Annotated in this window: 15 protein-coding genes; 11 read left to right on the forward strand and 4 right to left on the reverse strand. The window is 41.5% G+C overall.

What is annotated here, in order from left to right; genetic code table 11:
• The first annotated feature begins 39 nt into the window (after positions 1-39).
• From spxB to manA, 3 genes are all read left to right on the forward strand, one after another.
• Positions 40-1,815 carry a pyruvate oxidase gene (spxB, locus tag FOA33_RS02810; protein WP_002923229.1) on the forward strand — a complete coding sequence of 592 codons (1,776 nt, stop codon included), beginning with the start codon at positions 40-42 and terminating at the stop codon, positions 1,813-1,815.
• Between the two features lie 110 nt (positions 1,816-1,925).
• A complete protein-coding gene (locus FOA33_RS02815) occupies positions 1,926-2,273 on the forward strand; it encodes a VOC family protein (protein ID WP_221160569.1) in 348 nt (115 codons plus the stop codon).
• 163 nt (positions 2,274-2,436) lie between these two features.
• Entirely contained in the window at positions 2,437-3,381 is a 945-nt protein-coding gene (gene manA, locus FOA33_RS02820) for a mannose-6-phosphate isomerase, class I (RefSeq protein WP_221160570.1), read from the forward strand.
• 39 nt (positions 3,382-3,420) lie between these two features.
• Here manA and FOA33_RS02825 read toward each other — a convergent pair whose 3' ends face one another.
• Complete coding sequence (locus tag FOA33_RS02825) at positions 3,421-4,761, reverse strand: sodium-dependent transporter (protein ID WP_221160571.1); 1,341 nt, start codon at positions 4,759-4,761, stop codon at positions 3,421-3,423.
• 251 nt (positions 4,762-5,012) lie between these two features.
• Here FOA33_RS02825 and FOA33_RS02830 point away from each other — a divergent pair, with 251 nt between their 5' ends.
• Positions 5,013-5,753: a MerR family transcriptional regulator gene (locus tag FOA33_RS02830; protein WP_221160572.1), complete on the forward strand. Its 741-nt coding sequence runs from the start codon at positions 5,013-5,015 to the stop codon at positions 5,751-5,753.
• Between the two features lie 28 nt (positions 5,754-5,781).
• Here the strand turns inward: FOA33_RS02830 and FOA33_RS02835 are convergent, their stop codons facing one another.
• Genes FOA33_RS02835 through FOA33_RS02845 form a run of 3 tightly spaced genes read right to left on the reverse strand, consistent with a single transcriptional unit; the run spans position 5,782 to position 8,335 of the window.
• Positions 5,782-6,237 carry an 8-oxo-dGTP diphosphatase gene (locus FOA33_RS02835; RefSeq protein WP_221160573.1) on the reverse strand — a complete coding sequence of 152 codons (456 nt, stop codon included), beginning with the start codon at positions 6,235-6,237 and terminating at the stop codon, positions 5,782-5,784.
• Between the two features lie 19 nt (positions 6,238-6,256).
• A complete protein-coding gene (locus FOA33_RS02840; protein ID WP_221160574.1) occupies positions 6,257-7,432 on the reverse strand; it encodes a BaiN/RdsA family NAD(P)/FAD-dependent oxidoreductase in 1,176 nt (391 codons plus the stop codon).
• Positions 7,433-7,489: 57 nt separating this feature from the next.
• Complete coding sequence (locus tag FOA33_RS02845; protein WP_221160575.1) at positions 7,490-8,335, reverse strand: DegV family protein; 846 nt, start codon at positions 8,333-8,335, stop codon at positions 7,490-7,492.
• Between the two features lie 124 nt (positions 8,336-8,459).
• Between FOA33_RS02845 and FOA33_RS02850 the strand changes: the two genes are divergently transcribed.
• The 7 genes from FOA33_RS02850 to FOA33_RS02880 all read left to right on the forward strand — a co-directional run bounded on the left by FOA33_RS02850 (position 8,460) and on the right by FOA33_RS02880 (position 13,572).
• Positions 8,460-9,017 (forward strand): TetR/AcrR family transcriptional regulator, encoded by a 558-nt coding sequence (locus FOA33_RS02850; protein WP_033584950.1) that lies wholly within the window; start codon positions 8,460-8,462, stop codon positions 9,015-9,017.
• Between the two features lie 18 nt (positions 9,018-9,035).
• Complete coding sequence (locus tag FOA33_RS02855) at positions 9,036-9,503, forward strand: deoxycytidylate deaminase (RefSeq protein WP_000136990.1); 468 nt, start codon at positions 9,036-9,038, stop codon at positions 9,501-9,503.
• Positions 9,504-9,591: 88 nt separating this feature from the next.
• Positions 9,592-10,221, forward strand: a complete 630-nt coding sequence (gene upp / locus FOA33_RS02860; RefSeq protein WP_000515972.1) for a uracil phosphoribosyltransferase — start codon at positions 9,592-9,594, stop codon at positions 10,219-10,221.
• A gap of 173 nt (positions 10,222-10,394) precedes the next feature.
• Complete coding sequence (locus FOA33_RS02865; protein WP_000613462.1) at positions 10,395-10,985, forward strand: ATP-dependent Clp protease proteolytic subunit; 591 nt, start codon at positions 10,395-10,397, stop codon at positions 10,983-10,985.
• A 78-nt stretch (positions 10,986-11,063) separates the two neighbouring features.
• Entirely contained in the window at positions 11,064-11,333 is a 270-nt protein-coding gene (locus FOA33_RS02870; RefSeq protein ID WP_221160576.1) for a YlbG family protein, read from the forward strand.
• Positions 11,334-11,421: 88 nt separating this feature from the next.
• Positions 11,422-12,582 carry an ABC transporter substrate-binding protein gene (locus tag FOA33_RS02875; RefSeq protein WP_000726111.1) on the forward strand — a complete coding sequence of 387 codons (1,161 nt, stop codon included), beginning with the start codon at positions 11,422-11,424 and terminating at the stop codon, positions 12,580-12,582.
• Between the two features lie 120 nt (positions 12,583-12,702).
• Entirely contained in the window at positions 12,703-13,572 is an 870-nt protein-coding gene (locus FOA33_RS02880) for a branched-chain amino acid ABC transporter permease (protein WP_221160577.1), read from the forward strand.
• Position 13,573 lies beyond the last annotated feature (1 nt).

The following is a 13,573-nucleotide window of genomic DNA, read 5'->3' on the forward strand; positions in this document are numbered from 1 at the left end:
GAATCAAGTTTTAAAAATATTTGAAGGAGAGTTATCATTATGACTCAAGGGAAAATTACTGCATCTGCAGCAATGCTCAACGTATTGAAAACATGGGGCGTAGACACTATCTACGGTATCCCATCAGGAACACTCAGCTCATTGATGGACGCTTTGGCTGAAGACAAAGATATCCGCTTCTTGCAAGTTCGCCACGAAGAAACAGGTGCTCTTGCTGCGGTTATGCAAGCTAAATTCGGTGGCTCAATCGGGGTTGCAGTAGGTTCAGGTGGTCCAGGTGCGACTCACTTGATTAACGGTGTTTACGATGCAGCTATGGATAACACTCCATTCCTAGCGATCCTTGGATCTCGTCCAGTTAACGAATTGAACATGGATGCTTTCCAAGAATTGAACCAAAACCCAATGTACAACGGTATCGCTGTCTACAACAAACGTGTCGCTTACGCTGAGCAATTGCCAAAAGTAATCGACGAAGCTTGCCGCGCTGCAGTTTCTAAAAAAGGTCCAGCTGTTGTTGAAATCCCAGTAAACTTCGGTTTCCAAGAAATCGATGAAAATTCATACTACGGTTCAGGTTCATACGAGCGTTCATTCATCGCTCCTGCCTTGAACGAAGTTGAAATCGACAAAGCTGTTGAAATCTTGAACAATGCTGAACGCCCAGTGATCTACGCTGGTTACGGTGGTGTCAAAGCTGGTGAAGTGATCACTGAATTGTCACGTAAAATCAAAGCACCAATCATCACAACTGGTAAAAACTTTGAAGCCTTTGAATGGAACTATGAAGGTTTGACAGGTTCTGCTTACCGTGTTGGTTGGAAACCAGCCAACGAAGTTGTCTTTGAAGCAGACACCGTTCTTTTCCTTGGTTCAAACTTCCCATTTGCTGAAGTTTACGAAGCCTTCAAGAACACTGAAAAATTCATCCAAGTTGATATTGACCCTTACAAACTTGGTAAACGTCATGCCCTTGATGCTTCTATCCTTGGTGATGCAGGTCAAGCAGCGAAAGCAATCCTTGACAAAGTAAACCCAGTAGAATCTACTCCATGGTGGCGTGCAAACGTTAAGAACAACCAAAACTGGCGTGATTACATGAACAAACTCGAAGGTAAAACTGAGGGTGAATTGCAATTGTACCAAGTTTACAATGCTATCAATAAACATGCTGATCAAGACGCTATCTACTCAATCGACGTAGGTGACACTACTCAAACATCTACTCGTCACCTTCACATGACACCTAAGAACATGTGGCGTACATCTCCACTCTTTGCGACAATGGGTATTGCCCTTCCTGGTGGTATCGCTGCTAAGAAAGACAATCCAGATCGCCAAGTATGGAACATCATGGGTGACGGTGCATTCAACATGTGCTACCCAGACGTGATCACAAACGTTCAATACGACCTTCCAGTTATCAACGTTGTCTTCTCAAATGGTAAATATGCCTTCATCAAGGACAAATACGAAGACACAAATAAACACTTGTTTGGTTGTGACTTCCCTAATGCTGACTATGCGAAAATCGCTGAAGCGCAAGGTGCTGTAGGATTTACAGTTGATCGTATCGAAGACATCGACGCAGTTGTTGCAGAAGCTGTGAAACTCAACAAAGAAGGTAAGACAGTTGTTATTGATGCTCGCATCACGCAACACCGTCCGCTTCCAGTAGAAGTACTTGAACTCGATCCAAAACTTCACTCAGAAGAAGCAATCAAAGCCTTCAAGGAAAAATACGAAGCAGAAGAACTCGTACCATTCCGCCTCTTCTTGGAAGAAGAAGGATTGCAATCACGCGCAATTAAATAATTCTTCTCATCGAAAATCAGATGTAAACATTGAAGATTTTACTCTTTGATTTTCTTAGAGTCGAACTTGAAAAGATCGGAGCAATCCGGTCTTTTTATGGAGGATAATCGATGAATTTAAATCAATTAGATATTATTGTTTCAAATGTTCTCCAGGTCTGTGCTGACTTGGAGCATATTTTGGATAAAAAAGCTGATTATGTTGATGATGGTTTTGCTCAGTTTACGATTGGCAGTCATTGTCTTATGTTGTCCCAAAATCATTTGGTTCCTTTGGAAAACTTTCAGTCAGGAATCATTCTTCATATTGAGGTTGAGAATCTAGACCAGAACTACAAACGATTGAAAGAAATTGGTACTGAGATTTTACACGACCCTTGTGAAACGGATTGGGGAACAGAGTCTCTACTAGTTAAAGGCTCTGCTGGTTTAGTGATTGATTTTTATCGTATGAAATAGGGTCATAGTAGAGTTTGATTGCCAACAAAAGTTATAGCATAAGAGGGGATTTCTTCACAATTTTTATAAAATCTTCTCCCTACTTTATAAGATAGGAAAAAGAGTTCAATTCGAACTCTTTTTTTGCTATAATGAGGGGAGAAAAATCAGACAGGAGATCGACATGTCAGAACCATTATTTTTACAATCAGTTATGCAAGAAAAAATCTGGGGTGGAACCAAGCTACGTGATGAGTTTGGTTACGACATTCCAAGTGAAAAAATCGGAGAATACTGGGCTATCTCAGCTCACCCAAATGGAGTTTCTAAGGTCGCTAATGGGCGCTTTGAGGGAACAGACCTAGCCACATTGTATGCGGAACACCGTGAATTGTTTGGCAATCGTCCAGAGCCTGTATTTCCACTGTTGACCAAAATTCTCGATGCCAATGACTGGCTCAGCGTCCAAGTTCACCCAGACGATGCCTATGGACTAGAGTATGAAGGCGAACTTGGAAAAACAGAGTGCTGGTATATCATCGCAGCAGACGAAGGTTCAGAGATTATCTATGGTCACAATGCCAAGTCAAAAGAAGAACTCCGCCAGCAAATCGAAGACAAGAACTGGGATGCCTTACTGACAAAAGTGCCAGTTAAGGCTGGAGATTTCTTCTATGTGCCAAGTGGTACCATGCACGCTATCGGTGCAGGTATCTTGATTCTTGAAACCCAGCAGTCTAGCGATACCACCTACCGTGTCTATGACTTTGACCGTAAGGACGACAAGGGCAACTTGCGTGAACTTCACCTTGAAAAATCTATCGATGTTTTAAACATTGGTGAGCCTGCTAATAGCCGTCCTGTCACTGTCAAAGCAGATGATTTGCGTTCCACTCTCCTTGTTTCTAATGAATTCTTTGCAGTTTACAAGTGGGAAATCACTGGAAAAGTTGATTTTGAAAAGACAGCTGACTACAGCTTGTTTAGCGTCTTGGCTGGTCAAGGTCAGCTTACTGTTGACGGAAAAAACTATCCAATCCAAAAAGGCAGCCACTTTATCCTACCAAGTGATGTTGAATCTTGGACTTTAGAAGGGCAAAATTTGGAATTGATTGTTAGTCATCCATAAAAAGAAAGGGCCTGAGTTCACTACTCAAGTCCTTTTTGATTACATAAATTGGGCTATAAAAACCACGATGATGATGATTGGAATGATGAAACGAAGGAGGAAGAGCCAGACTTGGAAAAGTCCCTGTTTCCATGCTCTTTCATCGAGATGGAGTTCCTCCATAGCAAGAGCCTTTTTAAAGATGTAGCCTGTAAAAAGTGACAGGCAGAGAGCTCCAAATGGCATGAGGAGATTGGAAACCAAGAAATCCATGGCATCAAAGAAGGTCTTTCCAAAGATGTGAACATCCGCCATAACTCCATAGGATAGGGCTGAAGGAATTCCAAAGGCGAAGGTCAAGTTTCCTAAAATGGCACTCCATTTGGCACGTTTGCTGTTATCCTGGTTGGTGATATTGCCCACATTGATTTCCAGCATCACGACAGAAGAAGTGACCGTCGCAAAGAGGAAGAGCAAGAGGAATAGGATGTAGAAAATGGTTCCGAAAGGCATCTTGTCAAAGAGTTGAGGCAAGACGATAAAGAGGAGACTTGGTCCACCTTCAGACTGGATATTGAAGGCTGACATAGCAGGGAAAATGGCCAGACCTGCCATGATAGATACAGAGATGTTCATAGCGACAATGGAAATCCCTGATTGGACTAGATTGGTTTTCTTGTCCAAGTAAGATGCATAGGTCAGCATGGCTGTAACTCCAAGTGAAAGGGCAAAGAAAGATTGTCCCAGAGCATAGAGGAGACCAGCACTGGTCAGTTTTGAAAAATCTGGTTTGAGGAAGTAAAGAACGCCTTCCATGGCATTTGGCAAACTGAGAGAGCGCCCGATGATGATTACAAAGATGATAAAGAGCAGAGGCATCATAACCTTTGAAGCTCTTTCAATCCCTTTTTGTACTCCACGTGATACAATAAAGATATTCAACAAGATAAAGGCAGCTTGAGCCCCTAGAGCAATGGCTGGATTTGAAATGATCGAAGTAAATAACTGAGCATAATCACCCGCTCCACCAAGCTGGAACAATTTCCCAAACTCAATGCCTAGATAGACTAAAATCCATCCCCCGATAACACTGTAGAAAGATAAGAGGATAAAGAGGGCAAAGGCACCAATCCAACCGATGAAGTTGTACTTGTTATTCTTGCCAAGTTTTCCAAAGGTTTTGATAGCCGAAACACCAGCGCTTCGGCCAAGGGCAAATTCAGCTAGCAAGAGTGGAAAACCGATTAAAATGGTAGAAATGAGAAAGACCAGTAAAAAGCTTCCACCGCCATTTGCAGCAGTCATGTAAGGAAACTTCCAAACGGCACCAAGCCCGATGGCTGAGCCAGCAGATGCTAGGATAAAGCCAAGTTTCGAGCCCCATTGCGATTTTTCTGACATAGTTAAACTCCAATTTTGTTTTTTAAAATAAGAAAAGGCTACTTGAGTTGTCAAATAGCCTTCTCTCAATGGCTCTCTATGAGCCTACTGTTTGATTGATAGACTTGACTATCCTACCATGTTTTCTAAGGCCTGTCAAGAAAACCATTTTCAAGTTTTCACAGTTTTCTCAAAAAGTTAAAAAATTTTCGCAAAAATACTTGACTCTGACCTAAGAGGAGGGGTTATACTATCATTGTAAGGAGGAAATCATGTACCATATAAAAGAAGCTGCGCAGCTTTCAGGTGTCTCTGTCAAGACCCTGCACCACTACGATAAGATAGGACTCTTGGTCCCCTTAAAGTCGGAAAACGGCTATCGAACATATAGTCAAGAGGATTTGGAACGCCTTCAGGTCATTCTTTACTACAAATATCTAGGCTTTTCTTTAGAAAAAATAGCAGAGCTATTAAAGGAAGAAAGGACAGATTTATTGCCCCATTTGACGAGGCAGTTGGAGTATCTAACTCGAGAAAGGCAACATCTGGATACCTTGATTTCCACCTTGCAAAAAACTATTCAAGAACAAAAAGGAGAAAGAAAAATGACTATTGAGGAAAAATTCACTGGATTTAGCTATCAAGACAATCAAAAATACCACCAAGAAGCAGTAGAGAAATATGGACAAGAAGTCATGGATCAGGCTCTCGAGCGCCAAAAAGGCCGCGAAGACGAGGCTACGACTGCCTTTAACCAAGTTTTTCAAGCCTTAGCACAAAATCTTCAAGCTGGTTTACCTGCAACAGCAGCTGAAAACCAAGAAGAAGCAGCCAAACTCTTGCAAGCCATTCGTACTTATGGATTTGACTGCTCTATTGAAGTATTCGGTCATATCGGTAAAGGATACGTCTATAACCCAGAGTTCAAGGAAAATATTGATAAATTTGGACCTGGTACAGCCCAGTACACATCAGATGCCGTTGCAGCTTACGTTCGGACAAATGCAGAATAAATAGGCTAGGAATTTCCTAGCCTATTTTTTACTTCAAATCATAAAGCCAGTCGTCACCGTCTTTGTAGTAGAAGAATTCACTGAGATCCTCCTCTACAAATACACGAAGCATATCTGACATATCATTGGTTGCAAGTTTTAGTTGTGAGAGACTTTCAAAATCTTCCCACCAAACCTTTCCTTCGTCTGAAGATTGGAGCTCACCAGTAAAGTGTTCGGTCTTGTATAAAAGGACGACATAACGGTAATCCTCGTCGTCGTACCAGTCCTTGACCCCACAGAGTTGGGGTTTGGAAATAGTTAGGCCAGTTTCTTCTTTCACTTCACGAATGACAGCGTCAACAAAGGATTCGCCACGTTCAACATGCCCGCCAGGAAAGGTAATGCCAGGCCAGTCAGGACTCACTCGGTCTTGAACCAGTACCTTGTCCCCATTTTTGATCATGCACATGTTGACAAATTCGACTGACTCTCTTCTGTTCATTTTTCCCATCCTTTAATGTTTAATCATAATGTAGACTTCCGGCCACCCAGCCAGTACAGAGGGCAGAAGTAATGTTAAAGCCACCCGTGTGGGCATTGATATCCAGTACCTCGCCAGCAAAGTAGAGCCCAGGAACGAGTTTGCTTTCCAGAGTTTTAGGATTGATTTCTTTGAGACTGACACCGCCTTTGGTGACAAAGGACTTAGCAAGGGACATTTTACCAGTAACAGGAATTTTGAGGGCTTTGATGGACTGGAGAAGCTGCTCGCGTTCCTTTTCGGTTAGCTGTTTGACTTTTTCAGGAAATCCTTGTACAAAAAATTCTGCTAAACGTTCTGGCAACAAGGTTTTCAAAGCATTTTTCAAGGATTTTTCCCGATTTTCTTCTAGAAATGCAGCCAAGTCATTTTCAGAAAGATGAGGCAAAACATCGAGTGAGAGAATCTCTCCTCCCTTGACAAAGCTAGACATACGTAGAGCAGCAGGGCCTGACAAACCAAAGTGGGTAAAGAGCAGATCATGAGTGATGACATGCTTGCCATAACTTAGCGTCACATCATCCAGTGAGATTCCCTGCAAGGCCTTGTGAGGAAAATCTGTCAATAAAGGACTTTCGGCGGCTTCAAGCTCGGTAATGGTGTGCTTAAAATGACGGGCAATCTCATGACCAAAACCAGTCGATCCAGTAGAAGGATAAGATTTACCACCAGTTGTGACAATCAGTTTATCACAAGTGAAGCTTTTGTCTGCGGACTTAAGGACAAACTGGTCGTCTATCTTTTTAACCGAAACAATTTCTGTTTGAGTAGCAATTTGCCCACCAAGTTCAGTGATTTTCTTTTCCAAGGATTCGATTATGGTTCGCGATTTGTCGCTGGCGGGAAAGACACGGCCGTGGTCCTCAACCTTTAGTTTAACACCGTTTTCGGTGAAAAAGTTGATGATATCATGGTTATCAAACTGGGAAAAGACACTATATAGAAAGCGTCCATTTCCAGGGATGCCAGCTAGTAGGTCATCTAGACTTCCGTTGTTAGTTACATTGCAACGGCCACCACCAGTACCAGCTAATTTTTTTCCGAGTTTCCGATTTTTTTCGATGAGAAGAGTTTTCTGACCATAAAAGCTACTGGAGATGGTAGCCATCATGCCCGCAGGCCCTCCACCAATGACAATAGTATCAAAATGTTTCATAGCTCTATTGTACCACAAAAAACAAGAGATGCTTGGCATCTCTTGTTGCTCATAATCTTAGTTAATTTCATATCCCATCAACAAACCGCCATCTTCCGCATAGAAACTGCAGAGACCAGACGTCGGGATGATTTTGATATCCGCTTGCGGGAAGGTTTCTAGCAAGCGTTCTGACAATTGCTGACAGAATTTTTCATTACTGCGATGAGCCATGACAATTCGACCACCAGCATAGCCAGCTTTGATGAGTTCTTCATAGGCTGCTTGAAGAGATTTTTTTGGTCCACGCGCTTTCTGGAGTAGTTCTAGGGTTCCAGTTTCACTTGCTTCCCCAACCATACGGATGTTGAGAAGGCCAACAACTGCACCGATAAGCTTACTCAAACGGCCATTTTTGACTAAGTTATCAACTTTAGCAAGAACAAAGAGTAACTTCGTTTTTTTTTGGTAGGCTGTAATAGCTTCAACAATTTCTTCAAAAGAAAGTCCTTGATCAATCAAGTCATTGATTTTTTCTACAATTAGGTCAACTTCCCCACCAGCAGATAAACTATCAATCACATGAATCTGAGTGTCAGGGTGTTCTTCAAGGTAGATGTTCTTAGCGAGCTGAGCACTATTATGGCTACCTGAAAGAGTACCAGTAATGGTAACGACAAAGATATGCTTTGCACCTTCAAATGCACGCAAGTAATCATCAGGGCTAGGACAAGCTGATTTTGAAGCCTCAGAAGTCGCATACATGGTTTCCATCATGTGGTCAATGTCGAGATTGGCATCATCGATAAAGACCTGATCAGCTACTTGAATGGTTAAAGGAACACTAACAAATTCAGTATCAATAGCAGGAGTTGCCAGTTGACGATAATCACAACCAGAGTCAGCCACAATCTTCCAAGTCATAGAAATTCTCCATCTTTGTCACTTATACATTGACAAAGGTTCTGTCTTTTTTTACAATTGTATCATGAATGTCCTTGAAACAAAAGTATCACCTCTCTGTTGTTACAAGTAGAAAGAAATTGTTATGTCTGAACGTAGAATATCTGAAAAATCTCTTGAAAATCTCAGAAAATCAAATCAAGAATCCAATTTTTTAACCAGAGAAGCAATCGAGACGGCTCTTTTGCAACTTCTAGAGAAAAAGGACTTGGCAAAGATCAGTATTTCAGAATTAGTCAAGCGGGCGGGCGTCTCTCGTGCTGCCTTCTATCGTAACTATGACTCCAAAGAAGAGATTTTGGAAAGTGTTTTTAAACGCAGTGTCCATAACATTATGGAACAGTTGAGCCACTACGATGTCAAAACCGACCTTTATCTAGTCTGGGTTCACCTTTTCAGAGCAGCCAAGAAAGAAGCCAAGGTTATCCAACTTGCTCTGGACTACCATTTGGAAAAGATTTTCGTCCAAGCCATGCAGGAATTTCTAGAAAAATACCACGGAAAGTCAAAAGGTGTCAGCAGCTATCTTCATTCCTTTTGGAGTTCTGCCATCGTATCGGTTCTGCTCAAATGGATCAAGGATGGCATGAAGGTTCCGGCTGAAAAGATTGCAGATTTACGCTTGCCATTTTTCAAAAAATAGGGAATAAGGAGAAGAATTATGACAGAAAAAAGACTGGCTTGGGATGAGTACTTTGCAGCTCAGGCTTTACTGATTGCCAATCGTTCGACCTGTAAACGTGCCAAGGTGGGAGCTGTCCTCGTTAAGGACAATAAAGTCATTTCAACAGGCTACAATGGTTCCGTATCAGGAACGGAACACTGTATTGACCACGAATGTCTGGTCATTGAAGGTCACTGTGTTCGAACCCTTCACGCCGAGGTTAATGCTATTCTCCAAGGGGCTGAGCGAGGGGTTCCCAGAGGATTTACAGCCTATGTGACCCATTTCCCTTGTCTGAACTGCACCAAACAACTGCTACAAGTTGGTTGCAAGCGCGTGGTTTATATCAACCAGTACCGAATGGATGACTATGCCCAGTACCTTTATCATGAAAAAGGCACCGAGTTAACCCATTTACCATTAGAGACTGTTCAGACAGCTCTTCAAGAGGCAGATTTGATTTAAAAATTAATAAAAATAAATGGTTTAGAAAGCTTTTTAAACCGTTTTTTGATATAATAAGAAGAATAAATTGAAAGAAGGAACTCAGAAAATGGGAAAAATTGAAGTCATTAATCATCCACTCATTCAACACAAATTGTCAATCTTGCGTCGTACAGACACTTCTACAAAAGCTTTTCGTGAGCTAGTAGATGAGATTGCAATGTTGATGGGATATGAAGTACTTCGTGATCTTCCACTTGAAGACGTTGAAATTGAAACACCTATCACAAAGACCGTTCAAAAACAATTGGCTGGTAAAAAATTGGCGATTGTCCCAATTTTGCGTGCAGGTATCGGGATGGTAGATGGTCTCTTGAATCTGGTTCCAGCAGCAAAAGTTGGACACATCGGTATGTACCGTGATGAAGAAACCCTTCAACCAGTTGAATACTTGGTGAAATTGCCTGAGGATATTGACCAACGTCAAATCTTTGTCGTTGATCCAATGCTTGCAACAGGTGGGTCAGCAATCTTGGCTGTAGATTCCCTCAAAAAACGTGGAGCATCAAATATCAAGTTTGTCTGTCTGGTATCTGCTCCAGAAGGAGTGAAAGCTCTTCAAGAAGCTCACCCTGATGTAGAAATCTTTACTGCAGCCTTGGATGAACGCTTGAATGAACATGGTTATATCGTACCAGGTCTTGGAGATGCTGGAGACCGTTTGTTTGGTACCAAATAAGATTCCAAAGTAAATACTGGAACTAGAAGTTCGTTTTTGACTTGAAAGGAGGTTGAGTTTTTGTTTCTGTTTAGAGAATAGAGCAAAAATTTGACCTTTTTTGACCAAAAAGATATAATAGTTCTGTATTGAGTCATATGACTAAGAAAATTCAACATTAAAAGGAGAAATGAATGATTCCTGTAGTTATTGAACAAACAAGCCGTGGAGAACGTTCCTATGATATTTACTCACGTCTACTAAAAGATCGTATCATCATGTTGACTGGACCAGTTGAAGACAACATGGCCAACTCCGTTATTGCCCAATTGCTCTTCTTGGATGCCCAAGACAGTACAAAAGATATTTACCTTTATGTCAATACGCCTGGGGGCTCTGTTTCAGCCGGTTTGGCAATCGTTGATACCATGAACTTTATCAAGGCAGATGTCCAAACCATCGTGATGGGGATGGCAGCCTCAATGGGGACTATTATTGCATCAAGTGGCGCAAAAGGCAAACGTTTCATGCTTCCAAATGCAGAGTACATGATTCACCAACCAATGGGTGGTACAGGTGGTGGTACCCAACAGACAGATATGGCAATCGCTGCAGAGCACTTACTTAAAACTCGTAAGACTTTGGAGCAAATTCTTGCAGATAACTCTGGTAAAACAGTTGAGCAAATTCATGTAGACGCAGAACGTGATTACTGGATGAGTGCCCAAGAAACACTTGAGTATGGTTTTATTGATGAAATCATGGCCAACAACTCTTTGAGCTAACCAACCTAAAAAGCAAACTCGACGGGGTTTGCTTTTTTTGATATAATAGGAGAAGATTTCTTAGAAAGAGGATTTATCATGTTTGAAAAGGTCAATCGATCAGGATTAATCATCTATCTTTACTATAATCGGGATGCAAAGAAACTTCAGGAATACGGTGACATCTGTTACCATTCTAAGAAGCATCGTTACTTGCAGCTCTATGTTCCAACTGAGGAGCTAGATGACTTAGTTGAGAGATTAGGTAAGGAAAGATATATCAAGAAAATTAGACGGTGTCACATTCAAGAGTTAGAAATTCCTTTTGTTGGCAATCTCTATCGAAATGAAGAAAACGTTATCATTTAAAAAAGTGAATAAAAAGGTTGACAATTTTCTGATAATTCGGTATATTCTTAACATACTATTTTGGAACAACATTATAAGGAGATAAAAAATGAAGAAAAAATTTGCCCTATCTTTTGTGGCCCTTGCTAGCGTAGCCCTTCTCGCTGCTTGTGGAGAGGTCAAATCGGGAGCCTCAAACGCTGCTGGTAACTCAGTCGATGAAAAGACAATTAAGATTGGATTTAATTTTGAAGAAACAGGTGCCGTAGCAGCCTACGGAACATCTGAACAAAAAGGGGCCCAACTTGCCGTTGATGAAATCAATGCAGCAGGTGGTATCGATGGAAAACAAATCGAAGTTGTAGACAAAGACAACAAGTCAGAAACTGCCGAAGCTGCTTCCGTTACAACGAACCTTGTAACCCAATCAAAAGTAGCAGCCATTGTAGGACCTGCGACATCTGGTGCAACTGCTGCAGCTGTAGCTAACGCTACCAAAGCAGGAGTGCCATTGATCTCACCAAGTGCTACTCAAGATGGATTGACTAAAGGTCAAGATTACCTATTTATCGGAACATTCCAAGATAGCTTCCAAGGGAAGATTATTTCAAACTATGTGACAAACAAATTGAATGCTAAGAAGGTTGTTCTTTATACGGACAATGCTAGTGACTATGCTAAAGGTATTGCTAAATCTTTCCGCGAAACCTACAAGGGTGAGATTGTAGCAGATGAAACGTTTGTAGCAGGTGATACAGACTTCCAAGCAGCCCTTACTAAAATGAAAGGGAAAGAGTTTGACGCTATCGTTGTCCCAGGCTACTACACAGAAGCAGGTAAAATCGTAAACCAAGCCCGTGGTATGGGAATTGATAAACCAATCGTTGGTGGTGATGGATTTAACGGTGAAGAATTTGTTCAACAAGCAACGGCTGAAAAAGCATCAAACATTTACTTCATCTCAGGATTCTCAACTACAGTTGATGTTTCTGAAAAAGCTAAAGCCTTCCTTGAAGCATACCGTGCTAAATACAATGAAGAGCCTTCAACCTTCTCAGCCTTGGCCTATGACTCAGTTTACCTAGTAGCAAATGCTGCAAAAGGTGCTAAAAACTCAGGTGAAATCAAGGACAACCTTGCTAAAACCAAAGATTTTGATGGTGTAACTGGTCAAACAAGCTTTGATGCTGACCACAATACAGTGAAAACTGCTTACATGATGACTATGAACAATGGTAAAGTAGAAGCAGCAGAAGTTGTAAAACCATAACATTAGAATAGTAGTTGAAATAGGGAATGAGCCTTTGACTCACTCCCTGTTTCGGTGTTTATGAACTTGTGAAAATGATGAAAATTTTCTAAAAAATAACGATAGAAAAGAGTGAATGCTATGCTCCAACAACTTGTGAATGGTTTAATTCTGGGTAGTGTTTATGCACTTTTGGCCTTGGGTTATACCATGGTTTATGGAATTATCAAACTCATCAACTTCGCCCACGGTGATATTTATATGATAGGTGCCTTTATTGGTTACTTTTTGATTAATTCCTTCCAAATGGATTTCTTTTTAGCTTTGATTATTTCAATGGCAGGAACCGCACTACTTGGTGTTGTGATTGAATTTCTTGCCTACCGTCCTTTGCGACACTCTACACGCATTGCTGTATTGATTACTGCCATCGGGGTGTCTTTCCTACTGGAATACGGAATGGTTTATCTCGTGGGCGCCAATACTCGTGCCTTCCCTCAAGCAATTGAAACCGTCCGTTTTGATTTCGGGCCAATTAGCTTGACAAATGTTCAATTGATGATTTTAGCAGTTTCTGTACTCTTGATGGTTTTATTGCAATTGATCGTCCAAAAAACAAAAATGGGGAAAGCCATGCGTGCGGTATCAGTTGATAGTGATGCTGCTCAATTGATGGGAATTAATGTAAATCGTACAATCAGTTTTACCTTTGCTTTGGGTTCAGCCCTTGCTGGCGCGGCAGGTGTCCTCATTGCCCTTTACTACAACTCTCTTGAACCTTTGATGGGCGTGACTCCAGGTCTGAAATCATTCGTTGCGGCCGTACTCGGTGGTATCGGAATTATTCCTGGTGCAGCTCTAGGGGGATTTGTGATTGGCTTGTTGGAAACTTTTGCAACTGCCTTTGGTATGTCTGATTTCCGTGATGCCATCGTTTATGGGATCTTGCTTTTGATTCTGATTATTCGTCCTGCAGGTATCCTTGGTAAGAATGTGAAAGAGAAGGTGTAAA

Source organism: Streptococcus cristatus (genome assembly GCF_019685515.1).
Classification (GTDB): Bacteria; Bacillota; Bacilli; order Lactobacillales; family Streptococcaceae; genus Streptococcus.